Source organism: Pseudomonas sp. MT3 (genome assembly GCF_054720805.1).
In genome coordinates, this window is the sequence record NZ_JBTVPY010000029.1 from 48,829 (window position 1) to 71,977 (window position 23,149).

The 23,149-nt window shown below is 60.0% G+C and carries 18 protein-coding genes and 1 pseudogene; 15 read left to right on the forward strand and 4 right to left on the reverse strand.

Features of this window, described 5'->3' with window-relative positions:
• The first annotated feature begins 185 nt into the window (after positions 1-185).
• Entirely contained in the window at positions 186-2,420 is a 2,235-nt protein-coding gene (locus tag ACYCAX_RS23660) for an adenosylcobalamin-dependent ribonucleoside-diphosphate reductase (protein WP_460248971.1), read from the forward strand.
• Positions 2,421-2,437: 17 nt separating this feature from the next.
• Positions 2,438-3,124, forward strand: a complete 687-nt coding sequence (locus tag ACYCAX_RS23665; protein WP_015474974.1) for a TSCPD domain-containing protein — start codon at positions 2,438-2,440, stop codon at positions 3,122-3,124.
• A gap of 396 nt (positions 3,125-3,520) precedes the next feature.
• Here the strand turns inward: ACYCAX_RS23665 and ACYCAX_RS23670 are convergent, their stop codons facing one another.
• Together ACYCAX_RS23670 and ACYCAX_RS23675 are read right to left on the reverse strand one after the other, a co-directional pair.
• Entirely contained in the window at positions 3,521-4,471 is a 951-nt protein-coding gene (locus ACYCAX_RS23670) for a homoserine kinase (protein ID WP_460248972.1), read from the reverse strand.
• Between the two features lie 34 nt (positions 4,472-4,505).
• On the reverse strand, positions 4,506-4,793 hold the full coding sequence (locus tag ACYCAX_RS23675) for a DUF2782 domain-containing protein (protein WP_015474976.1): 288 nt from the start codon (positions 4,791-4,793) through the stop codon (positions 4,506-4,508).
• Between the two features lie 74 nt (positions 4,794-4,867).
• Between ACYCAX_RS23675 and polA the strand changes: the two genes are divergently transcribed.
• Positions 4,868-7,612, forward strand: coding sequence for a DNA polymerase I (polA, locus tag ACYCAX_RS23680; RefSeq protein ID WP_294972201.1), 2,745 nt, complete (start codon positions 4,868-4,870; stop codon positions 7,610-7,612).
• Between the two features lie 263 nt (positions 7,613-7,875).
• Here the strand turns inward: polA and yihA are convergent, their stop codons facing one another.
• The gene (yihA, locus tag ACYCAX_RS23685; protein WP_015474978.1) at positions 7,876-8,535 is read right to left on the reverse strand and encodes a ribosome biogenesis GTP-binding protein YihA/YsxC; all 660 of its coding nucleotides are present in this window, start codon (positions 8,533-8,535) and stop codon (positions 7,876-7,878) included.
• Between the two features lie 189 nt (positions 8,536-8,724).
• Here yihA and ACYCAX_RS23690 point away from each other — a divergent pair, with 189 nt between their 5' ends.
• The 12 genes and pseudogenes from ACYCAX_RS23690 (at position 8,725) to ACYCAX_RS23745 (ending at position 22,369) form a co-directional block, all read left to right on the forward strand.
• Positions 8,725-9,015 carry a c-type cytochrome gene (locus ACYCAX_RS23690; protein WP_294972195.1) on the forward strand — a complete coding sequence of 97 codons (291 nt, stop codon included), beginning with the start codon at positions 8,725-8,727 and terminating at the stop codon, positions 9,013-9,015.
• A gap of 46 nt (positions 9,016-9,061) precedes the next feature.
• Positions 9,062-9,667, forward strand: coding sequence for a c-type cytochrome (locus tag ACYCAX_RS23695; protein WP_015474980.1), 606 nt, complete (start codon positions 9,062-9,064; stop codon positions 9,665-9,667).
• A 168-nt stretch (positions 9,668-9,835) separates the two neighbouring features.
• A complete protein-coding gene (locus ACYCAX_RS23700; RefSeq protein WP_015474981.1) occupies positions 9,836-10,477 on the forward strand; it encodes a thiol:disulfide interchange protein DsbA/DsbL in 642 nt (213 codons plus the stop codon).
• 11 nt (positions 10,478-10,488) lie between these two features.
• Positions 10,489-11,361 carry an endonuclease/exonuclease/phosphatase family protein gene (locus tag ACYCAX_RS23705; protein ID WP_015474982.1) on the forward strand — a complete coding sequence of 291 codons (873 nt, stop codon included), beginning with the start codon at positions 10,489-10,491 and terminating at the stop codon, positions 11,359-11,361.
• Complete coding sequence (locus tag ACYCAX_RS23710; protein WP_460248973.1) at positions 11,358-13,280, forward strand: GGDEF domain-containing protein; 1,923 nt, start codon at positions 11,358-11,360, stop codon at positions 13,278-13,280. The genes ACYCAX_RS23705 and ACYCAX_RS23710 overlap by 4 nt, the downstream gene beginning before the upstream one ends.
• Before the next feature lie 201 nt (positions 13,281-13,481).
• Positions 13,482-14,252, forward strand: a complete 771-nt coding sequence (locus ACYCAX_RS23715; RefSeq protein ID WP_015474984.1) for a DeoR/GlpR family DNA-binding transcription regulator — start codon at positions 13,482-13,484, stop codon at positions 14,250-14,252.
• Positions 14,253-14,267: 15 nt separating this feature from the next.
• Positions 14,268-16,103 (forward strand): glutamine--fructose-6-phosphate transaminase (isomerizing), encoded by a 1,836-nt coding sequence (glmS, locus tag ACYCAX_RS23720; RefSeq protein WP_015474985.1) that lies wholly within the window; start codon positions 14,268-14,270, stop codon positions 16,101-16,103.
• Between the two features lie 253 nt (positions 16,104-16,356).
• Complete coding sequence (locus tag ACYCAX_RS23725) at positions 16,357-17,250, forward strand: TnsA endonuclease N-terminal domain-containing protein (protein WP_285887732.1); 894 nt, start codon at positions 16,357-16,359, stop codon at positions 17,248-17,250.
• The gene (locus ACYCAX_RS23730; protein ID WP_285887731.1) at positions 17,243-19,405 is read left to right on the forward strand and encodes a Mu transposase C-terminal domain-containing protein; all 2,163 of its coding nucleotides are present in this window, start codon (positions 17,243-17,245) and stop codon (positions 19,403-19,405) included. Before ACYCAX_RS23725 ends, ACYCAX_RS23730 begins: the two co-directional genes overlap by 8 nt.
• Positions 19,402-20,838 (forward strand): ATP-binding protein, encoded by a 1,437-nt coding sequence (locus ACYCAX_RS23735; protein ID WP_285887730.1) that lies wholly within the window; start codon positions 19,402-19,404, stop codon positions 20,836-20,838. The genes ACYCAX_RS23730 and ACYCAX_RS23735 overlap by 4 nt, the downstream gene beginning before the upstream one ends.
• Positions 20,839-20,863: 25 nt before the next feature.
• Positions 20,864-21,331, forward strand: a pseudogene (locus ACYCAX_RS23740) (TniQ family protein); the annotation flags it as partial.
• Positions 21,332-21,442: 111 nt separating this feature from the next.
• Complete coding sequence (locus tag ACYCAX_RS23745; RefSeq protein WP_285887729.1) at positions 21,443-22,369, forward strand: TnsD family Tn7-like transposition protein; 927 nt, start codon at positions 21,443-21,445, stop codon at positions 22,367-22,369.
• Positions 22,370-22,377: 8 nt separating this feature from the next.
• Here the strand turns inward: ACYCAX_RS23745 and ACYCAX_RS23750 are convergent, their stop codons facing one another.
• On the reverse strand, positions 22,378-22,551 hold the full coding sequence (locus ACYCAX_RS23750) for a hypothetical protein (protein ID WP_285887728.1): 174 nt from the start codon (positions 22,549-22,551) through the stop codon (positions 22,378-22,380).
• Positions 22,552-23,149 lie beyond the last annotated feature (598 nt).

Sequence of the window (23,149 nt, forward strand, 5' to 3'; positions counted from 1 at the left end):
CGCTCCTGCGTTTTGCCTTTGCACTCTGTTGCATCTGCCGCGCCCGATCGTCGCACCACCTCCCTCCAGAAACGCCTCCCCACACCGCCCAACCCTGCCGATCGTCTGGAATTCCGGACCTGTCGCGGCTCCCACCGTCCAACCGTCTATTGTGTGTCTTTGTGGGTAGCTGGCACTACATATTGATGCTGGTCAGTCTCAGGTGGCTATATATTGGGTCTACTCGCGCTCCATTGCGCCTGCCACCCAACCAACAGGAGGTTATTCCCCGGATGGCCAAGACCGATGCGCGCCCCCGTGGCGCCGACCAAGGAGTCCTCGCCCTGCAACCCGCCTCGCAGGATATCTGGGACAGCAAGTACCGCCTCAAGCACAAGAGCGGCAAACCCATCGATGGCAGCGTCGACGAGACCTGGCAGCGGGTCGCCCGCGCCCTGGCTGGCGTCGAGGCGGACAAGGCGCTGCGCGAGCACTGGTACGAACGTTTCCTCTGGGCCCTGCGCAACGGCGCCATCCCGGCCGGCCGGATCATTTCCAACGCCGGCGCCCAGGGGCACAAGCCGGCGACTTCGACCATCAACTGCACCGTCTCCGGGATCATCCACGACTCGATGGACGACATCCTGCAGAAGGTCCACGAGGCCGGGCTGACCCTCAAGGCCGGCTGCGGCATCGGCTATGAGTTCAGCACCCTGCGCCCGCGCGGCGCCTATGTCTCCGGCGCCGGCGCGCACACCAGCGGGCCGCTGTCGTTCATGGATATCTACGACAAGATGTGCTTCACCGTCAGTTCCGCCGGGGGGCGGCGCGGTGCGCAGATGGGCACGTTCGACGTCAGCCACCCGGACGTTCGCGAGTTCATCCGCGCCAAGCGCGAGGACGGTCGCCTGCGCCAGTTCAACCTCAGCCTGCTGATCACCGACGGCTTCATGGCGGCGGTGGAAGCCGATGACGAGTGGCCGCTGATCTTCCCGATCCACCAGAAGGAGCGCGACGAGGTCGACCTGGAGGACGCCGATCAGGTGGTCTGGCGCGACTGGCCGGTGCACGACGAGTACCTGGTGGGCGAGGACGGCCGCGTGGCCTGCCGGGTCTACGGTCGGGTCAAGGCACGGCACCTGTGGGACATGATCATGGTGTCCACCTACGACTACGCAGAACCCGGCTTCATCCTGATCGACCGGGTGAACGAGCTGAACAACAACTGGTGGTGCGAGGCGATCCGCGCCACCAACCCCTGCGGCGAGCAGCCACTGCCGCCCTACGGCTCTTGCCTGCTGGGCTCGGTGAACCTGACCTGCTTCGTCAGCGACCCCTTTGGCGAGAACGCGCGCTTCGACTGGGAGCGTTTCCGCGAGGTGGTCCGCGTGTTCACCCGCATGCTCGACAACGTGGTGGAGATCAACGGCCTGCCGCTGGAGCAGCAGCGTGCGGAAATCCTCGGCAAGCGCCGCCACGGCATGGGCTTCCTCGGCCTGGGTTCGGCGCTGACCCTGCTCAAGCTGCGCTACGGCAGCCCGGAAGCCTGCGTGTTCACCGAGGAAGTGGCGCGCGAGATGGCGCTGGTGGGCTGGGAAGTGGCGCTGGAACTGTCCCGCGAGAAAGGCCCGGCGCCGGCGCTGGCGCAGGACTACGAAGTGACCGCCGAGATGCTGCGCAAGCGGCCGGAAATGGCCGACGATGGCTACAAGGTCGGCGACAAGGTGGCGGGCCGCGTGCTCCACGCCAAGTACTCGCGCTACATGCAGCGGGTGGCCGAGCATGCGCCGCAACTGGTCGAGGAACTGGCCGAACAGGGTGCACGCTTCACCCACCACAGCTCCATCGCCCCCACCGGCACCATCAGCCTGAGCCTGGCCAACAACGCCTCCAACGGCATCGAGCCGAGCTTCGCCCACCACTACTCGCGCAACCTGATCCGCGCCGGGCGCAAGACCAAGGAGAAGATCTCGGTCTTCAGCTACGAGCTGCTGGCCTACCGCGCCCAGGTGGACAACCACGCGGTGCCGGATGCCGAGGAAGAGAAACATCGCCTGCCGGACTACTTCATCACCGCCGACGACATCACCCCGCAGCAGCACGTGGACATCCAGGCGGCCGCGCAGAAGTGGATCGACTCGTCGATCTCCAAGACCGCCAACGTCCCCACCGACTACCCATTCGAGGACTTCAAGGACATCTACCTCTATGCGTGGCGCCAGGGCCTGAAGGGCTGCACTACCTTCCGCTTCAACCCGGCGGCCTTCCAGGGCGTGCTGGTGAAGGAATCGGACCTGGAGAAGACGGTGTACCGCTTCGAACTGGAAGACGGCAGCGTGGTGGAACTCAAGGGCAACGAGGAAGTGGAATACGACGGCGAGATCCACACCGCCGCCAACCTCTTCGACGCCCTGAAAGAAGGCTATTACGGCAAGTACTGATACCCCTGGAGAGACACATGAGCGTCAAGATCAACCAGAAGATCAAAGGTTTCCAGGTGGTGGACGTGGCCGAGGAGAAGGCCCGCGCCGAAGCCGCCCAGGCGGCCGCCGTGGTGAAGATGGACGAGACCCTGCAGCGGCCGGAGATACTGGTGGGCGCTACCTACAAGATCAAGTCGCCGCTGTTCGAGCATGCGCTGTACGTGACCATCAATGACGTGGTGCTCAACCCGGACACCCCCTACGAGCAGCGCCGGCCCTTCGAGATCTTCATCAACTCGAAGAACATGGACCACTTCCAGTGGATCGTCGCGCTTACCCGGATCATGTCCGCGGTGTTCCGCAAGGGCGGTGACTGCACCTTCCTGGTGGAAGAAATGAAGGCGGTGTTCGACCCGCGCGGCGGCTACCTCAAGCGCGGCGGCATCTACATGCCGTCGATCGTCGCCGAGATCGGCGCTGTGGTGGAGCGCCACCTGGTCGCCATCGGCCTGATGGAAGGCCCGCAGCTGGACGAGGAACAGCGCCTGTACCTCGCCGAGAAGCGCGCCGCCTACGAAGCCGCCCAAGGCACCAACAAGGCCGAACCCGGCGAGGGCTTCCCCGCCGGCGCGCAGCTGTGCGGCAAGTGCAACACGATGGCGGTGGTGCAGATGGATGGCTGCGCCACCTGCCTGAACTGCGGGCATTCGAAATGTGGGTGAGCCCGCTCAAAACGCATGCGTTTTGAAGGGCGAACGACTGGCCAAGGATGGCCAGGCCGGGGTTGAACCTGGGCAGAGGAGTGGCGGCAGGGATGCCGGCTCCGAACTGGATCTTTACTCGCGCATGCGTCCCGCCGCTAACGACCGGTGACCGACCGCCGGGCCGGGTTCGATCTTCACACCGCACTGCTTTTTTGTAGGAGCGAGCTTGCTCGCGAACGAACTCCGCTGCGGGGCTGTTCGCGAGCAAGCTCGCTCCTACAGAAACCTCTCTTCATGGGAGCGGGCAAGGCGCGCTCCTACAAGGGGGCTCATCAGCTACCCGCGGACGCAGGGGCGCTCTCGCAGGAGCGGATTCATCCGCGATCAGCCGCAGCCCATCCCCGCACGCAGGCCTTACAGCGCAAACGGCAAATGAATCTCCACCTTCTGCCGCTTCTCCAGCCGCCGCTCGAACTCGCTCGGATCGTGGATCAGCACATCCTGCCCGACGAACGCTTCGGCCGCGATCAGCCGCGACAGCCAGAAGCGCACGCAGGCCACCCGCAGCATCTCCGGCCACAGCTCGGCTTCGAGCGCTGTGAACGGCCGCTTGGCCGCATAGGCCGCCAGCAGCGCGCGGGCGCGCGGGCCGTCGAGGGCGCCGTCGTCCGTCGAGCACCAGTCGTTCACGGTGATCGCCAGGTCGTAGAGCATCCAGCCCGAGCAGGCGTTGTAGAAGTCGATCAGCCCAGCCAGGTGCGGGCCGTCGAACAGCACGTTGTCGCGGAACAGGTCGGCGTGCAGGTTGGCGCGCGGCAGCGCCGGCTGTTCGGCGAGCAGGCGGGCGATCTCCTCAAGGGCATCGCCCAGCAGGGTCGCGGCGTGGCCGGACAGGTGTGACTGCATCGTCTCGCCTTCATGCAGCATCCAGCTCAGGCCACGGTCGCTGGGACGCTCGATGATCCGCCCGCGCGTCGCCAGGTGCAGGCGCGCCAGCAGATCGCCGACTTCCTGGCAGTGATGGTTGTTCGGGGCGCGCTCGTGGCGGCCCGGCAGGCGCGGCTGCAGCAGCGCCGGCTTGCCTTCGAGCTGGCGCAGCGCTTCGCCGTCCTTCGTGCGCAGGGCATAGGGCACCGGCAGGTCGGCTTCGTGCAGCACGTCGAGCAGCTCGATGAAGAACGGCATCTCCCGCACCGGACCGCGCTCGATCAGGGTCAGGACGAACTCGCCCTGTTCCAGGCTGACGAAGAAGTTGCTGTTCTCCGAGCCTTCCGCGATGCCACGGAAGTCCCGCAGCCGGCCGAGGCCGTAGGGGGCGAGGAAGTCTTCCAGGACCGGACGTTCCAGAGGCGTGAATACCGACATGCTCAATCCTCTGGAGCGTCGTGGAGGGGAGGGTTTACCAGCTGAAGATCTGCCACTGCGGAATCAGCTTGTCGGGCTGGTCCGAGCGGATGAAGTTGCCGTCGCTGCCATCCTGGCGCACCAGGAAATACGGCTTGCCGTGCTTGGGTACGACCTTGATGGCGTAGAGGAATCCGTTCACGCGGTATTCCTGGATGGTCCTGTCGCCCTCCTGGCGGATGGTCACATCCGGTTCCGGCGTCGGGGCATCGTCCGCCGCCAACACGGTGGTCGCGCCAAGACCCAGCAGAGCGGCGAGCAACAGGCGGTTCAACGTACGCATGATAACCTTGTCCCTTTGTCGAATTGGCTACGGACATTTTAGCCCGAGCCCTTCTGAAAAGGTTGATTCCCCTCATGAGCCAAGCACCCCTCGTCCTCGTGGACGGCTCGTCCTACCTGTATCGCGCCTTCCATGCCCTGCCGCCGCTGACGACCTCCACCGGCATGCCGACCGGCGCGGTGAAGGGCGTGCTGAACATGCTCAAGAGCCTGCGCAAGCAGTACCCGGACAGCCCCTTCGCGGTGGTCTTCGATGCCAAGGGCGGAACCTTCCGCGATGAGATGTTCGCCGAGTACAAGGCCAATCGCCCCTCGATGCCGGACGACCTGCGGGTGCAGGTGGAGCCGCTGCATGCCACCGTGCGCGCCCTCGGCCTGCCCCTGCTCTGCGTGGAAGGCGTGGAAGCGGACGACGTGATCGGCACCCTGGCCCGGCAGAGCGCGGCCGGAGGCCGGGCGGTGGTGATCTCCACCGGCGACAAGGACATGGCACAGCTGGTCGACGGGCACATTACGCTGGTCAACACCATGACCGGTAGCTCGCTCGACGTGGATGGCGTGAAAGAGAAATTCGGCGTCGGTCCTGAGCTGATCATCGACTACCTGGCGCTGATGGGCGACAAGGTCGACAACATCCCCGGCGTGCCCGGTGTCGGCGAAAAGACCGCCCTCGGCCTGCTCACCGGTGTGGGTGGAGGCCTGGATGTGCTGTACGCCAGCCTGAACAAGGTGCCCGAACTGCCGATCCGTGGCGCCAAGGGGCTGCCGGCCAAGCTCGAAGAGCACAAGGACATGGCCTACCTGTCCTACAAGCTCGCCACCATCAAGTGCGATGTCGAATTGAACATCGAGATCGATGCCCTGCACCCCGGCGAACCGGACCGCGAGGCCCTGACCGAGCTGTACCGCACCCTGGAATTCAAGACCGGGCTGGACGATCTGCAACGCCAGGCGGCCAAGGCCGGCAGCCCGCAGCTGGCGCTGGAAGAGGCCCCGGCGGCGGAGAAGAGCTATGACATCGTTCTGGAGCAACCTCAGTTCGATGCCTGGCTGAAGAAGCTGGAAGCCGCCGAGCTGATCGCCTTCGACACCGAGACCACCAGCCTCGACCCGCAGCAGGCGCAGGTGGTGGGTGTGTCCTTCGCGGTGAAGGAAGGCGAAGCCGCCTACGTGCCGCTGGCCCACAGTTATATGGGCGTACCGGCGCAGCTGGACCGCGACGCCGTGCTCAAGGCCCTCAAGCCGCTGCTGGAAGACCCGAAGAAGCGCAAGGTCGGCCAGCACGCCAAGTACGACATGAACGTCCTGGCCAACGCCTCGACGCCCATCGCCGTGCAGGGCATCGCCTACGACACCATGCTCGAATCCTATGTGCTGGACTCCACCGCGACCCGTCACGACATGGACAGCCTGGCGCTTAAGTACCTGGGCCATAGCACCATCCGTTTCGAGGACATCGCCGGCAAGGGCGCCAAGCAGCTGACCTTCGACCAGATCGCCCTGGAGCAGGCCGGCCCCTACGCCGCCGAAGACGCCGACGTGACCCTGCGCCTGCACCAGACCCTGTGGCAGAAGCTGGAGGCCATTCCGTCCCTGGCCAAGGTGCTCACCGAAATCGAGATGCCGCTGGTGCCGGTGCTGGCGCGCATCGAGCGCAACGGCGCGCTGGTCGACGCCCACCTGCTGGGCAAGCAGAGCGTCGAACTGGGCGAGAAGATGGTCGAGTTGCAGCGCCAGGCCTATGAGCTGGCGGGCGAGGAGTTCAACCTCGGCTCGCCCAAGCAGCTGGGCGCCATCCTTTATGAGAAGCTCGGCCTGCCGGTGCTGTCCAAGACCGCCACCGGCCAGCCGTCCACCGCCGAGGCCGTCCTTGCCGAGCTGGCCGAGCAGGATTACGAGCTGCCCAAGGTGATCATGCAGTACCGCTCCCTGAGCAAGCTCAAGAGTACCTACACCGACAAGCTGCCGGAGCAGATCAACCCGCGCACCGGGCGTATCCACACCAGCTACCACCAGGCGGTGGCGGCGACCGGCCGACTGTCCTCCAGCGACCCGAACCTGCAGAACATCCCGATCCGCACCGCCGAGGGCCGGCGCATCCGCCAGGCCTTCGTCGCGCCCAAGGGCTACAAGCTGCTGGCGGCGGACTACTCGCAGATCGAACTGCGCATCATGGCCCACCTGGCCAAGGACGAAGGCCTGCTGGACGCCTTCCGCCACGACCGCGACGTGCACCGCGCCACTGCCGCCGAGGTGTTCGGCGTGCCGCTGGATGAGGTGACTTCCGACCAGCGCCGCAGCGCCAAGGCGATCAACTTCGGCCTGATCTACGGCATGAGCGCCTTCGGCCTGGCCAAGCAGATCGGCGTCGAGCGCAAGGAGGCCCAGGCCTACATCGACCGCTATTTCGCCCGCTACCCGGGCGTGCTGGCCTACATGGAGCGCACTCGCGCCCAGGCCGCCGAGCAGGGCTTCGTCGAGACGCTGTTCGGCCGCCGCCTGTACCTGCCGGAAATCGCCTCGAAGAACGGCGCCATGCGCAAGGCCGCCGAGCGCACCGCGATCAACGCACCGATGCAGGGCACCGCCGCGGACATCATGAAACGCGCGATGGTGACTGTGGATAAGTGGCTGCAGGACAGCGGGATCGATGCCCGGGTGATTCTCCAGGTACACGACGAACTGGTGCTGGAGGTTCGCGAGGACCTGGTGGACCGGGTCAGCGACACCCTTCGGCCGCTGATGAGCGGCGCGGCGGAGCTGGATGTGCCGCTGGTGGTCGAGGCCGGCGTGGGGGCGAACTGGGACGAAGCACACTGACGAATGGTCGAAGGGCCCGTGTGGCGGGCCCTTCGGAGAATCCGCCAATGTTTGTCCGGGACACCGCGAAAAATTTTTTTGTGAACTGATGAACTTTCCCGCAAAGGCCTCTGTCAGAACACGTGAATGGCTGGTGAAGCCCTTCGATGCTCCTTTGCAGTGTTTAGTGTTGGCAGATTACTGGACCCCGCCCTAGCGGTCCGGACTTAAACCCCGAACTTCCCCCTCCCCATACGAAGCTCGGGGTTTTTTTTGCCTGCGATTCAGCCTTCGGCTTCCTCGCCAGCCTCTTCTTCCTCGTCATCCAGCAGTCCCAGCCAGCCGGCCAGGACCATCTGCGCCTCTTCCACGCCCTGGCGCTTGGGGGCGGAGAACAGCTGCAGGGTGGCGACATCGCCCCAGCCCTGCTGGATTTCCTTGCGCACTTTCAGCAGCGCGTTCTTCGCCGCGCCGAAGGCGAGCTTGTCGGCCTTGGTCAGCAGCACGTGGATCGGCAACTGGCTGGCCTGGGCCCAGTCCAGCATCAGGCGGTCGAAATCGGTCAGCGGATGGCGGATGTCCATCAGCAGCACCACGCCGGCGAGGCTGTTGCGGCTGCTCAGGTAGGCTTCCAGATGCTGCTGCCAGTGCAGTTTCAGCGGGATCGGCACCTTGGCGTAGCCGTAGCCGGGCAGGTCGACCAGGCGGCGTTCGTCATCCAGGCGGAAGAAGTTCAGCAACTGGGTGCGGCCCGGCGTCTTGGAGGTGCGCGCCAGGTTCGCATGGGTCAGTGCGTTCAGCGCGCTGGATTTGCCCGCGTTGGAGCGGCCGGCGAAGGCGACTTCCAGGCCGGCGTCCTCCGGGCACTGGTTCACCTTGGCGGCGCTGATGAGGAACGTGGCCTGTTGGCACAGGCCGAGAATCGGGTTTTTCGCAGGGTTCATGGGGGGCATGGGTTCTTTCGCAGAGGGGTGCGACTAGGTGTCGCGGGGAGCGGGCTCGTTTCCGTTTCGGTATTGGAAGTATATAATGCCGCGGATTTTGTGTGCGCTTTATCCCCCAGGGTCGGGCGCCACGGGAACCCCAAAGTCCGTACACCAGAACGCGGACGTTCCCTGACGATGAGGACAATCATGAAGAAACTGCTGTTCGCAGCCATCGTTGCCGCGCTGGCTTCCAGCGCCCAGGCGGCCCAGGATCCGGAAGCCGTGTTCAACCGAGCGTGTGGCGCCTGCCACAATGGTCAGTTGCCGATGGCGCCGAAGAAGGGCGACGCCGCCGCGTGGAAACCGCGCCTGGACAAGGGCATGGACACGCTGGTGCAACACGTGACCAACGGTTTCAACGCGATGCCGCCTCACGGCCTGTGCACCGACTGCAGCGCCGAGGATTACCAGGCCATTATCCAATGGATGTCCAGGTAATCCCGGAGCCTTACTCTTTCCCCCTTAGCCGTTATTGGATTAGCTGATGAACAAATTGATCGTGAGTCTGCTGTTGACCCTGGGCCTTACCGGCGTTGCGCACGCCGCTGGCGATGCCAAGGCCGGTCAGGCGAAAGCTGCTGTATGTGGTGCCTGCCACGGCGCCGATGGCAACAGCATGGCGCCGAACTTCCCGAAACTGGCCGGCCAGGGTGAACGTTACCTGCTCAAGCAGATGCACGACATCAAGGATGGCAAACGCACCGTTCTGGAAATGACCGGCCTGCTGACCAACCTGAGCGATGAGGATCTGGCTGACATCTCTGCCTACTTCGCCAGCCAGAACCCGAGCGTCGGCATGGCCGATCCCAAGCTGGTCGCCCAGGGCGAAGCCCTGTTCCGCGGCGGCAAGCTCACCGAAGGCATGCCGGCCTGCACCGGTTGCCACAACCCGGCTGGCCAGGGCAACGCCGAAGCCGGCTTCCCGCACCTGGGTGGCCAGCACGCGGCCTACACCGCCAAGCAGCTGACCGCCTTCCGCGAAGGCGAGCGCACCAACGACGGCGACGCCATGATCATGCGCAGCATCGCCGCCAAGCTGTCCAACAAGGACATCGCGGCGATCTCCAGCTATATCGAAGGCCTGCACTAAGCGGCACGCCTGGCGGAAATCGCTGGAATAAAAAAAGGGTGGCTTCGGCCGCCCTTTTTCGCATCCGCCGCCACTACAATGCTGGAACCGCGCCTGGAGCCTCCAGGTCAAACCGCTTTGTCCCGTCCCGCGCAGCAGGACGGATCCCGCTCAGCCAAGGAGTGAACCATGCGTAACCTGATTTTCACCGCCGCGCTGGCCTTCGCCGGCCTGTTCGCTGTCAACGCGAATGCCGCCGAGTTCGAAGCCGGCAAGAACTACACCGAGCTGAGCCAGGCCGTGCCGGTCTCCCAGCCGGGCAAGATCGAGGTGGTGGAGTTGTTCTGGTACGGCTGCCCGCACTGCTATGCCTTCGAGCCGACCATCAATCCCTGGGTCGAGAAGCTGCCCGAAGACGTGCATTTCGTGCGTGTCCCCGCCATGTTCGGCGGCCTGTGGAACATTCACGGCCAACTGTTCCTGACCCTGGAATCGATGGGCGTGGAGCAGAAGGTCCATCACGCGATCTTCGAAAAACTGCACAACAGCCCCAAGGGCCTGACCACTCCGGAAGAAATGGCTGATTTCGTCGCCGAGCAGGGCGTGGACAAGGACAAGTTCCTCAGCACCTACAACTCCTTCGCCATCAAGGGCCAGATCGAGAAGGCCAAGAAGCTGGCGATGGCCTACCAGATCAGCGGCGTACCGACGATGGTCGTCAACGGCAAGTACCGCTTCGACATCGGTTCGGCCGGCAGCCCGGACGCCGCCCTGGAGCTGGCCGACCAACTGATCGCCAAGGAGCGCGCCTCCGCCAAGGCCGCTCAGTAAGGGGCCTGCCGATGCTGCGCCGGCGGAGTCGCGAGCGCGTTGCGAGTGCCTGCACCGCACGCGTCAATCCCGATCACCAGTGCGTGTCGGGGCTGCCCGAGGATGGCCGTCTCCGCCTGCTCAGCTTCAACATTCAGGTTGGCATCAGTACCGAGCGTTACCGTCATTACCTGACGCGCGGCTGGCAGCACCTGTTGCCGGCCGCGGGCCGTGCCAGCAACCTGCAGCGCATTGGCGAACTGCTTGCCGACTATGACGTGGTCGCGTTGCAGGAGGCCGACGGCGGCAGCATCCGCTCCGGCAATATCAATCAGGTCGAGCACCTGGCCCATCTCGGGGACTTCCCCTACTGGTACCAGCAGCTCAACCGCAATCTCGGGCGCATCGCCCAGCACAGCAACGGCCTGCTCAGCCGTTTGCAACCCACCGCCCTGGAAGACCATCCGCTGCCCGGCCCGCCCGGACGCGGCGCGATCCTCATGCGCTTCGGCGACGGCGACGACGCCCTTGCCGTGGTGATGATGCACCTGGCCCTGGGCGCGCGCACCCGCACCCGCCAGCTCGCCTACATCCGCGAGCTGCTGCAGGGCTACCGCCACCAGGTGCTGATGGGCGACATGAACACCCATGCCACCGATTTGCTGGAAAGCTCGCCCCTGCGTGACCTGGGGCTGGTCGCGCCGCAGGTCGAGGCGACCTTCCCCAGTTGGCGCCCGCAGCGTTGCCTGGACCACATCCTGCTCAGTTCCGAGCTGGCGCTGGAGCGCGTCAGTGTCCTGCCGCAACCGATTTCCGACCACCTGCCCGTGGCCGTGGAAATCCGCCTGCCGGATGCCTTGCGCACGGCCTCGTCGCTCGTCTTGCGCGGCGAGGCTGTCGAATGAGTCGGGAAGGCGAACCGCGCTGGAAACAGAAGTACCTCGACAATCTCGAACAGCAGGAAAAACTCGAGCGGCGCTGGAGCGCCCGCGTCGACCTGCTGCGCCGTGGCCTGGTGCGCAGCAGCCTGGCCGCCGAAGGCAGCGACAAGGCGGTGGACGCCTGCATGAAGGAGCTGCGCGAGGTGCTACGCCGCGACGAGATGGATGCCGGTCTGTCGCGCCTGATCCCGCAGCTGGAAAGGGCGGTGCTCGATTCCGAGCAGCGTCGTCAGCAGCGCGTCGAGCAGAACGTCGCGGCATTGTCCCAGCTCGCCCAGCAACTGCTGGCGCTCGATCTGCCGGGAGACGTGCGCAAGCCGCTCAAGCAGTTCGCCAAGGACATCGCCGCACGGGCCAGCACCTCCCGCGAACTGCCGGCCCTGCTCGGCGAACTGAGCGGCCTGCAGCGGCGTGCGCTGGAGCATTTCGACACGGGCAATGAGCAGCGCCCCGGTTTCCTGCAGCGCCTGTTCGGCGGGCGTGAAGCGGCTGCCGATGCGCTGGAGCCGGCGTTGACTGTGACGACCGCCGTGGCCGGTGCGCCGTTGGCCGACACGGTGGCGCTGGACGAGGCCGTGGCCGTCCAGGCCGAATCCCTGGCACCCGCACCCGCACCCGCACCCGCACCCGCACCCGCACCCGCACCTGTAGCAGTCGAGCCCGTCATCGAGCCGGTGGCTGCGGCAGTCGAACCGCTGACGACCGAGTCGCCGGTCGTTTCTCCCGCCGGGGCGCCCGAGCCGGCCCTGCTCGACAGCCTGCCATTGCCCCCCGGCCTGTTCGGCGAACCGGCCGACGCCGCCGACCGCTACGCCTTGCCGCCGCGCCCGGAGCCGGGCTACAGCGCCGTCGCGCCACATATCGAAGCCAGCCTGCTGCACCTGCTGGACGAGATGCGCCTGCCGTCTACCCACCAGCCCCAGGCCGATGCCCTGCGCACGCGCATTCATGGCAGTCTGAACTGGTACGAGCTGGTCCCGGTGCTGGATGACCTGGCGGTACTGGTGCTGTCGCTCAACGACAGCGGCCAGCGCGAGTTCGAAGGCTACCTGTACCAGCTCAACGAGCGCCTGGGCGCCTTCCTCGACGGGCTGCAGGCGGTCCACGACAACCATGCCGGCGCAAGTTCCAGCGCCCGCGACCTGGACGACGCGCTGCGCGAGCAGGTCAGCGGCCTGAAGGAAAGCGTGCTGGAAGCCACCGACCTGGAAGGCCTCAAGCGTCATGTGGAAAGCCGCCTGCAAGGGCTGGTCGGCACGATGGACCGGTTCCGCGAGGAGCGCGAAGCCCGCGAGCGCGAGGTGGGCGAGCGCATCCAGTCGCTGATGACGCGGGTGGCGAGCATGGAAGAAGAGGCGCGGACCTTCAAAGCCAGCATCGAGGACCAGCGCCAGAAGGCCATGACCGACGCGCTCACCGGCCTGCCCAACCGCGCCGCCTTGACCGAGCGCCTGGAACTGGAAGTCTCGCGCTGGCAGCGCTACGGCGGCGACCTGCTGCTGGCGGTCCTGGACGTGGACCACTTCAAGCGCATCAACGACGACTTTGGCCATCTGGCCGGCGACAAGGTGCTGAAGATCATCGCCGCGGAGCTCTCCAAACGCCTGCGCAATACCGACTTCATCGCTCGCTATGGCGGCGAGGAGTTCGTCGTGCTGCTGCCCTCGACGCCCCTGGACGGCGGCGAGCGGTTGCTCGAAGCGCTGCGCGGCTCGGTGGAAGCCTGCCCGTTCCATTTCAAGGGCGAACGCCTGGTGATTACCTGTTCCGCGGGCCTGACCGCCTTCCGCGCCGATGAGCGCAGCGACGCGGTCTTCGAACGGGCCGACCAGGCGCTGTATCGCGCCAAGCGTGGCGGCCGCAATCGGCTGGAAGTGGACTGAGCCAGCCGCTGCCGGGCGTTTGTTTGTAGGAGCGAGCTTGCTCGCGAACAGCGCTCCCCGCCGACCTGTGCGTTGAATGGTTCGCGAGCAAGCTCGCTCCTACAGAAAAGAACGTCGCCGCTCGAGCAGAAATTCTTGACGAACGAAAGATCTTGGGTTTTGATTCGCGCTATTATCTTTCGAATCGAAACTTAACCGCCCATGTCGAAACGCAACACGCCGCAACGCCGCCACGACATCCTGGCGCTGCTCGCCGAACAGGGCGAGGTGAGCGTGGACGATCTCGCCCGGCGTTTCGCCACCTCCGAAGTGACCATCCGCAAGGACCTGGCAGCGCTGGAAGGCAACGGCCTGCTGCTGCGCCGCTACGGCGGTGCGGTGCCGATGCCCCACGAGCTGATCGCCGAGCCGAGCCAGCCGCTGTCGCGCTACAAGCAGGCCATCGCTCGCGCGGCGGCGACCTGCATCCGCGAACACGCGCGGATCATCATCGACAGCGGCAGCACCACCGCCGCGCTGATCCCCGAACTGGGCCGCAAGCCGGGCCTGGTGGTGATGACCAACTCGCTGAGCGTGGCCAACGCCCTGCGCGAACTGGAGCGTGAACCGGTACTGCTGATGACCGGCGGAACCTGGGATCCGCACTCCGAGTCCTTCCAGGGCCAGGTGGCCGAACAGGTGCTGCGCTCCTACGATTTCGATCAGTTGTTCATCGGCGCCACCGGCCTCGACCTGGAGCGCGGCACCACCACGTTCAACGAACTGCTGGGGCTGAGCCGGGTAATGGCCGAGGTCGCCCGCGAGGTGATCGTCATGGCCGAAGCCGACAAGCTGGGCCGACGCATTCCCAACCTGGAGCTGCCGTGGAGCAGCGTCCAGACCCTGATAACCGACGAGCGCTTGAGCGATGAAGCGTTCGAACTGATCCAGGCGCGTGGCGTGAAAGTGATCCGCGCACGCTGCGAAGACTGAAAGGAGAGCCCATTCATGTGTGGAATCGTAGGCGCCATCGCCGAACGTAACGTGACCCCGATCCTCGTCGAGGGCCTCAAGCGCCTCGAATACCGGGGCTATGACAGCGCCGGGGTGGCGGTGGTGGACGCCAGTGGCGCACTGGATCGCCGCCGCCGCGCCGGCAAGGTGTCCAGCCTGGAGCAAGCCATCGAGGAGCAGCCGCTGGCTGGCCGCCTGGGCATCGCCCATACCCGCTGGGCCACCCACGGCGCGCCCACCGAGGGCAATGCCCACCCGCACTTCTCCCACGGCGAACTGGCGGTGGTGCACAACGGCATCATCGAGAACCACGAGGCGCTGCGCGAAATGCTCAAGGCGCGCGGCTACGTGTTCACCTCGCAGACCGACACCGAGGTCATCGTCCATCTGCTGCACCTGCGGCTGACCGAGATGGGCGACCTCACGGTTGCGCTCAAGGCGACGGTCAAGGAGCTGCATGGCGCCTATGGCCTGGCGGTGATCAGCGCCAAGCAACCGGACCGCATCCTCGCCGCGCGCAGCGGCAGTCCGCTGGTGGTCGGCCTGGGCCACGGCGAGAACTTCCTCGCCTCCGACCAGTTGGCGCTGCGCCAGGTGACCGACCGCTTCATCTACCTGGAAGAAGGCGATATCGCCGAGATCCGCCGCGACAGCGTCCAGCTGTGGGATGTGAAGGGCAACCCGGTGCAGCGCGAGGCCGTGCGCTACCACGAAGGCGCCGAGGCCGCCGACAAGGGCGAGTATCGCCACTTCATGCTCAAGGAGATCCATGAGCAGCCGTCCGTGGTGCAGCGCACCCTGGAAGGCCGCCTGGGCACCGGGCAGGTGCTGGTGGATAACTTCGGCCCGCAGGCCCGCGAGCTGCTGGCCAAGGTGCGCACCGTGCAGATCGTTGCTTGCGGCACCAGCTACCACGCCGGCATGGTCGCCCGTTACTGGCTGGAAAGCCTGACCGGTATCCCCTGTCAGGTCGAAGTCGCCAGCGAGTTCCGCTACCGCAAGGTGGCGGTGCACCCGGACTCCCTGTTCGTCACCATCTCCCAGTCCGGCGAAACCGCCGACACCCTGGCCGCGCTGCGCTATGCCAAGGAGCTGGGCTTCCTCGCCAGCCTCTCGATCTGCAACGTCGCCACCAGTTCGCTGGTGCGCGAGTCGGACATGACCCTGCTGACCAACGCCGGCCCGGAAATCGGCGTGGCGTCCACCAAGGCCTTCACCACCCAGTTGGTCGCCCTGTTGCTGCTGACCCTCGGCATCGGCCAGGTACAGAAGCGCCTGAACGACGGCGTCGAAGCCGAACTGGTGAACGAGCTGCGTCGCCTGCCGACTCGCCTGGAAGAGGCGCTGGCGATGGACAAGGTGGTGGAGAAGGTCAGCGAGCTGTTCGCCGAGAAGCACCACACCCTGTTCCTCGGTCGTGGCGCGCAGTACCCGGTGGCGATGGAAGGCGCGCTGAAGCTCAAGGAGATCTCCTACATCCATGCCGAAGCCTACCCGGCCGGCGAGCTCAAGCACGGCCCGCTGGCCCTGGTGGACGCCGACATGCCGGTGGTCACCGTGGCGCCGAACAACGAACTGCTGGAAAAGCTCAAGTCCAACCTGCAGGAAGTCCGCGCCCGTGGCGGCGAGCTGGTGGTCTTCGCCGAGGGCGGCAGCGGTATCTCCAATGGCGAGGGCACCCACGTGGTGGGCATGCCGGCGATCCACGACTGCCTGGCGCCGATCCTCTACACCGTGCCGCTGCAGTTGCTGTCCTACTACGTCGCCGTGCTCAAGGGCACCGACGTCGACCAGCCGCGTAACCTGGCCAAGTCCGTGACCGTGGAATAACCCGGTCACCGCAGCTCCACCCGCTGTCTGCAGCAAATAAAGGTTGTCACAAGAAAATAAAAGTTGTCACAACGAAATAAAGGCTGTCACAGGAGGCCCCTACGTCGGGCAAGCCTCCACTTGTGCCGCAATGGTTCAAGATCCTCATGGGAATCTGAGTATTGCGACAGCCTATCTCCCCGGTGTCATACCTCCCTTCCTTGGCCACGCCTCACCAGCGTGGCCACTTGCTTGAGTAAGCCTGAAAATCCAAATGAGCCACGATCAACTGCAATCCAAGAAACCGGTGCGTACGAGGCTAGTAACGCAGGAAAAACTCGATAAAAGGATTGCTGCCGGCGATGGCCAGGGAGTCAGGGAAGAATACGTGCCGTGGATCAAAATTCGGGCGTTCCCTTCCTTGGGGACTTCTCACATCGTGCCTGGTGTGAAAGTTCATAGAGGCCATCATTTACTGTCGAATGCCGAATATCACTATCATGTAATTCTTGAGCAACAGCGCTCCATTGTTGATATTCGAGAACAATTCCCGTTGCTCCCTGCTGCAGAAACACATGCAATTGCATCGAGCTTAGGAGTTAGACCGCCCGTTTACCCAGGCACTAGCGTTCCTTTAGTCCTAACCACCGACTTTCTGATAACCGAAATCGATAAAACTGGCACGGAGCGGCTGGCCGCTCGGTCTATGAAGTATGCGAAAGAAATTGAGGAAGCCTCGCAAAGTGAGAAAAACAGATTAACTGAGAAGCTAGAGATAGAACGGCAATATTGGGCTAGGAGGGATGTTGAGTGGAAATTGGTTATATATGAACGTCTCTCTCAGGTGAAGATTCATAACCTTTTAGTTCTTAGAGGTTATGCACATATATCTGCTGGCTTGGCGACCGATAAGAATATTTCATGCATGATGGCGCTTGTGGCCTCAGCGACAACGGATGTAATACCGTTGAAAACTTTAATTAAAAAAATCGCTAAGGCTATGTATATGGAGTACGTGGCTGCGAAGAGACTGTTCTTTTATTTGGTGTGGGTGGGGCGATTGGTGATTAACATGAATGAAGACGTTATTGAACTCTCGAAGCCATTAAAAGTAATTGTCGAAGAGTCGATCGAGTCACCATTCACTGAGATACCTCGCCATGCGTAGTGTTGGCATAAATACTATTGTATCTCCTGTCGCTGACTCTGCCTTGCTGGATGGGCCTGTGAGGGTTCTCGGGTTCAGAGGTGAATGGGTGATAGTAATTGAATTAGTGAAGACTCCTCGCAAGCCGCTACTGCTAGATAAGTCATTTCTGCTTTCGGAAATTGAAGCAGGGATCGCTCAAATCGACTTGGAGTTTCCGCTGAAATTCATGGTTCGTCATGAGGATGATATCAGCCAGAAGGAGAAAGATAGTCGTGATAAAAATTGGAATTTGATCAGGGATATCGTTGAAGGTAAATCGGCCGTTGATATTCTTGTAGACAGCTTTGGCGCAAATGTGAAGGCCCACGCCGAAGCAAAAGGTGTCGATAGAAAGATAATATACCGTCTGCTATACAGATACTGGAGTTTGGGCCAGGTCAAAAATGCATTCCTATGGGATACAACTCGGTGTGGTGGCCCCGGAAAGCCAAAGAGTCGAGAGTCGGGAGTAATCCCAGGCCGGCCACCAAAGTATCGCGGCGCTGTTGTCGAGGATCGTGCGGTTATCTTAGATGAGCGTCACCTTGCAGCCATAAGAATGGCGTTCAGTTTATTCGCAAGTGGCAAGTGTGGCTCGATAGTCGAGTGCTACAACTGGATGCTGTCTAAGTTCTATACTGAAACCTTCGCTGATGGCTCAAAGGGAAATGTGATCAGAGGAGAACATCCGACACTTGGGCAGCTTCAGTACAACGGGAAGAAGTTCTTCGATAAGCTCTACATTTTGAAGAGTCGCCGTGGTTCGATTCGGTGGAATAAAGACTTTCGACCGCTGGTTGGCGAGGCGTCCCAAGGGCTTGTTGGACCATGTCATAGATATGAAGTTGACTCAACGATTGCAGATGTATATTTGGTCCATCGAATAAATAGAAATTGGCTAATTGGGCGTCCGGTTCTGTATGTTGTAGTAGATAGCTATAGCCGAATGATCGTCGGAATCCACGTGGGGCTTGAGGGGCCAAGTTGGAATGGTGCAAGGCACGCTTTATATAATGCCTACACGCCAAAGAAAGAGTTCTGCAGTCGATATGGTATCGACATCGACGAGTCTGAGTGGCCATGCTTTCATCTCCCACTTGAGCTGACTGCTGATCGAGCCGAGTTGCTAAGTGAGGCTGGGGAGACAATGTGTAATACTTTGGGAACTGTCCTAAATATTCCTCCGCCCTATCGCCCTGATTGGAAAGGGATCGTCGAGAGCCGATTCAGATTAATAAATGAGAAGCTAGATATTAAATTTATACCGGGTGGGGTGGATGCTCGTCGCTTGGAGCGAGGAGATCGAGATTACGAGTTGGATGCCATCCTTGATATAGATGAGTTCACTAAGATGGTAATTGCTGGTGTTCTAGTCCATAACTCCAATTTGCGACTCCCCCATCTTCAGACTCAAGAGATGATTGCTGAGGATATTGCGCCAACTCCAATTAATATCTGGAATTGGGCTATGAATCATAATTTGGTGAATGCAAAGGTGGTTAGTCCGGCTGAACTGAAAATCGCACTTCTACCATCTCTGGAGTGCCGAGTAGTCAGAGGGGGGATAAGGTTCCAAGGTGTACTCTATACTTGTGAGTTGGCGACGCGTGAGAACTGGATGGCGCAGTCCCATAACTTTAGAAGCAAATATGTCAGGGTTTGGTACGACCCCAACTCCATTGATAATTGCTGGGTTAAAGATGGCGCGGAATTTCAGTCGCTAACCATAGTGCCACAACAAGCCCAGAAGTACTCTGGATATCGTATGGAGGAAGTTGTTGATTTCTTAAGTGCTACGCGTCACGCCTCGCCAGATGAGAAGTATCAAGCACTGAATCGTTTGGCCAAGCTTAAAGCATTGCAAGAGGACACTGTCGTCATCGCTAAAGAGAAGAAATCTCTGGCAGGGAAGGTGCACTCGAAGGCAGAGTTCAAAAGAGATAAGAAAGTTAAACGAAGTACGGAGGCTCAGGCGGAGCGAGATTATCAAACAGCTGAACTCGATCAGCTGCGTGATGCTGTAGTAGAGATGCGCCCGAGTGAAACTCCCGTGCCGGTTGAACGCTCTAGTTCTAAAAGAAGTGCTGCATTTCTGAAGCTTGTGAAGAACTCTGCGCAGGAGTTCGATAAATGACTTATTCCGGTTTTGCCAAAGCCTGCTACTCGCCAACTGGTCTTCCTCAGTATGATGGAAATCCATTGATTGAATGCTTGCCGCCGATTTGCACTGAAGCCGATGTGGTAAAATTCATAGGTAACTATCCAGATAAACCGTCTGCTGAAGAGTTGGCACTGGCTCCGAAAGTTCGAGGCCATGGGATCAACAGGCTTAAGGACGTGGTAATTCCTTTAGATGTTCACCTTCAGTTAGAAGATGGATTTAGTCAGCTAATTAGGTATGGGTATATTGCCCGAGATCCATTCACGACTGAGAGTATTCGCCATAGGCAGCCTAAGTCGGTTTCTGCGGTGAGTTCAGGATTTAAGTCATCTGCAAATATTATGACTCTGATTGGCCTAAGTGGGATGGGAAAGACTACTGCGCTAAACTCGATAACCAAGCTATATCCTCAGGTTGTAAGTCACGGCAAGTACAAGCGGCGCTCTTTTATTCAGACTCAAATAGTCTGGCTGAAAATTGATTGCCCTCACGACGGATCTTTAAGGGGGTTTTGTGCTGCGTTCTTTGCGTCACTGGACAACGCGCTAGGTATAGAAAAGTATGCCAGTATGGCCCAGAAGAGAAATAGCGTTAGTGTCATGCTTCAGCAAATTAGCCAGTTGTGTAAGGCATTTTTTGTTGGCGTATTGATCATCGACGAAATGCAGCACCTGACGTCGTCACGCGGAGGACATGATAGAGAGACGTTGCTGAATTTCTTCGTGACGCTATCAAATGAAGCCGGTGTCCCCTTGGTCTATGTTGGGACAAATGCGATGCTCCCATTGTTCTCCGGGGTGCTACGCAATGCGCGCCGAGCTGCTGGTATGGGAGAAATCACCTTCGATAGGTTTGAGATTGATGATCCGTTCTGGGACTATCTGGTTAGCCGCCTTTGGGAGTATGACTGGACTGGAACTAATTCAGACCTCACAGCCAATCTCCGGAATAAGATCTACAACCTATCTCAAGGGAATACGGACTTTCTGGTTAAGTTACTGATGCTTGGTCAGCGTCATGTTATCGCCGAAGACCTAGATGGAATTACAGCGGAGGTTCTTCAGCATGTTTATGACAATCAGATGAGGATGCTGCATAAACCTATCGAAGCTTTGCGAAGTGGTGATCCTCTACAGATCGCAGACTATGAGGATATGATGCCAACAAAAGATCAGGTGGCCCTTATGATGAGCTATGATTTAGCTCGTCGTATTAAAAGAGCGGACTTGGCCCTTGTCATGAAAGTCGCACCTCCGATAGTTCAGAAAAGCAGAAAAAGGTCAGTGAGTAACACAGTGTCTGTGGTGTCGTCCGATAGCTTGGCTAGCGTTCATCTTGATCCTGACGGTGATATTCAAGAACAGCTAGTGAAGCGTGGATGGACGGATGACGATGCAGCGTGGTGATCACACGTAATGCGAGGCCCACCAGATGGAGCGGTTGCTTCTATTTCCTGAGCCACTTCCGGATGAGTCTCTTTACAGTCTGGTGGTGCGTTATCATCGAATGGTCGCTAACGTTTCCTATCGTAAGACCAGCCAGGAACTATTCGGCAGCTATTCTCGCACGTGCGCGTCGATATTGCCCTGCTGTTTGGGAGAGCTGTCGGCGCGGACAGAGGGCGTGATTACAGTTCCTAGGCTGCTGAACTCACTAACGCTGTTGCCCCTTTACCAACCTTTTCTGCCAGATTCGGCGTACGAGTTTGCTGCTCAGCAAATGAAAGGCTCTGATGGAACAGGGCTCCAAATGCGATTAGGCATAACCGCTTCGGGCTTTTTGAAATTTGCGTCCTTTCGATATTGCGAGTCCTGTATCGCGCATGATTCCGAAACTCATGGTATCGCCTACTGGCATCGTATCCATCAAGCGATAGGAGTATGCGTATGTCCGGTGCACGGTACGGCCTTGACCGTAGCTAGTTCACCGCAGCACTCAGAGTGGTCATCCTTGCTCTTACCTGGGGAGGCTGGCGGGACTCAGTTGTTGTCGCCGGAAGGGTGTGATGCGATGGAAGTCGTTGCCGAAATGCAGTCCTGGGGATTAGAGAATCCGGAAGCGGTATCGGAGCTTCTGCGAGGGGGATTTTTAAGAGGCAGATTGAGTGATATGGGTTTTCTCCTCAATGGCCGTCTAAAACTTGGCGCATTAAGTGAGTTCATAGTCAATCGAATTGATAGATGTGGTTCAAAATATGAGTATGGATTTGCTGCTAAAGGTCTTGGTTGGGTGTTTGATATCCTGCGCCATAGGAGACGTATAATTCAACCTTTTAGGTTCTATCTATTGTGTTGGGTTCTAGAGGCAACATCAGAAGAGTTGAGAAGATTCGAGGCAAGGGGGGCTGAAATTACTAAGATGGGCCAGGTGCCGCTTTCATCTATGCCTAAGAATATCTCCCCGGATAAGTTGGAACGTATACGAAAATCGTTTAGTGACGATTCATTCACTCGTTGCCATGATAGGGAAGGATATCATTGGCTATACGCGAATGACCGTGTTTGGCTCCACGATTACGTCGCAGCGAGACCCCGTCAGAAAAAAGCTTTTCAGCGAGTTGATTGGTATGCGCGGGACGAGATTTTATCACAAGAGTTAATCGCCGCGAAAACTGCATTGGATAGGGTTCTGGAGAAACCGATAAAGGTCACAAAGACGGAGCTGCTGCGTCGGGTGACGGATAGCTTCGGAATTGCGCGCAATCCAGGGAGGCTCCCGAGAAGCAATGAACTAATTCACGAGTTTGTAGAGAGTGACCATGATTTTCAACTAAGAAATTTGCATTGGGTGCTAGGAAAACGAAGCGATCTGATTGGCTGTGCTTTGAGCGTCATTTTGCGTGCTTGTGGAATTCGTGTGATTAAGGTTACTGAGTATGAAGTGGAGGCTATAATGAATGAATTATGGAAGGATGATTGGCATGCGTTGAAAAGTTGACTATTTTCTTAGTGGTGCGGGTGTTGCTGAAACTTGAGAGTTGCTTTTAAATATTCTTTTGCTGTTCCAAAGGCGGCGAAGCAGCACACAGCCGTCTGATTGAAATTCAGCTCCCAGGATGAACTAAGGGAAATGGTGATTCCAGTGCGTTTGGCGATCAGCTTTTCGAGTTTAAGTTTCAAGGAGTCTCCTGGTAGGAGTGATGGGGCATCGGTTATACGGCGACGAATATCATAGGAAACCGCATGTCGGTAATATGGTTTTCCTCTATAGCTCAATAGTTCATTAATGAATTTTGCGTATAGATGGGGGCCAGAATTTTGGTGACACTCTTCCAAGTGATAGAACTCTGAGCACTCCCTGAATTTGTATATTTTGTGTGAAGTGATTGATAATCCGCAGGCTGGGCATTTCTCATAGAGCTTCACTGAGTGATTGCTGCAAAAATTTACGCTTCGAAACTGATGTTTCAAGTGCAGAAATGCTGTGCCATTAGTTCTTATGTCCTCCACCACGCAATGGAGGCAGATTTTCCAATTTGTCGTTGGAGTATATTCACAGTTTGTACTTTTTTGCCCTAGGACGGCAGCTAGTGGATACAAAGTATTCTCATAGAGAACCTTCATTGATATATTTTTTTCTTTAAAGTTAGATGAGAAATTAGTTCCGATCTTGTTGGCATATCCATATATCGGTTTTCGAGAGTTGCTTTTTATTTTGTAGTCTGATCTTTTGATGCCATTTATTCCGAGTATCTCGTTTCCTCTGCGAATGGCAGAG

Excerpts from the sequence above, each read along its gene's own strand:
- ACYCAX_RS23660 (WP_460248971.1), top strand. The coding sequence starts at position 186 with ATGCTGGTCAGTCTCAGGTGGCTATATATTGGGTCTACTCGCGCTCCA.
- ACYCAX_RS23665 (WP_015474974.1), top strand. The coding sequence starts at position 2,438 with ATGAGCGTCAAGATCAACCAGAAGATCAAAGGTTTCCAGGTGGTGGAC.
- ACYCAX_RS23670 (WP_460248972.1), bottom strand. The coding sequence starts at position 4,471 with ATGTCGGTATTCACGCCTCTGGAACGTCCGGTCCTGGAAGACTTCCTC.
- ACYCAX_RS23675 (WP_015474976.1), bottom strand. The coding sequence starts at position 4,793 with ATGCGTACGTTGAACCGCCTGTTGCTCGCCGCTCTGCTGGGTCTTGGC.
- polA (WP_294972201.1), top strand. The coding sequence starts at position 4,868 with ATGAGCCAAGCACCCCTCGTCCTCGTGGACGGCTCGTCCTACCTGTAT.
- yihA (WP_015474978.1), bottom strand. The coding sequence starts at position 8,535 with ATGAACCCTGCGAAAAACCCGATTCTCGGCCTGTGCCAACAGGCCACG.
- ACYCAX_RS23690 (WP_294972195.1), top strand. The coding sequence starts at position 8,725 with ATGAAGAAACTGCTGTTCGCAGCCATCGTTGCCGCGCTGGCTTCCAGC.
- ACYCAX_RS23695 (WP_015474980.1), top strand. The coding sequence starts at position 9,062 with ATGAACAAATTGATCGTGAGTCTGCTGTTGACCCTGGGCCTTACCGGC.
- ACYCAX_RS23700 (WP_015474981.1), top strand. The coding sequence starts at position 9,836 with ATGCGTAACCTGATTTTCACCGCCGCGCTGGCCTTCGCCGGCCTGTTC.
- ACYCAX_RS23705 (WP_015474982.1), top strand. The coding sequence starts at position 10,489 with ATGCTGCGCCGGCGGAGTCGCGAGCGCGTTGCGAGTGCCTGCACCGCA.
- ACYCAX_RS23710 (WP_460248973.1), top strand. The coding sequence starts at position 11,358 with ATGAGTCGGGAAGGCGAACCGCGCTGGAAACAGAAGTACCTCGACAAT.
- ACYCAX_RS23715 (WP_015474984.1), top strand. The coding sequence starts at position 13,482 with ATGTCGAAACGCAACACGCCGCAACGCCGCCACGACATCCTGGCGCTG.
- glmS (WP_015474985.1), top strand. The coding sequence starts at position 14,268 with ATGTGTGGAATCGTAGGCGCCATCGCCGAACGTAACGTGACCCCGATC.
- ACYCAX_RS23725 (WP_285887732.1), top strand. The coding sequence starts at position 16,357 with ATGAGCCACGATCAACTGCAATCCAAGAAACCGGTGCGTACGAGGCTA.
- ACYCAX_RS23730 (WP_285887731.1), top strand. The coding sequence starts at position 17,243 with ATGCGTAGTGTTGGCATAAATACTATTGTATCTCCTGTCGCTGACTCT.
- ACYCAX_RS23735 (WP_285887730.1), top strand. The coding sequence starts at position 19,402 with ATGACTTATTCCGGTTTTGCCAAAGCCTGCTACTCGCCAACTGGTCTT.
- ACYCAX_RS23745 (WP_285887729.1), top strand. The coding sequence starts at position 21,443 with ATGGAAGTCGTTGCCGAAATGCAGTCCTGGGGATTAGAGAATCCGGAA.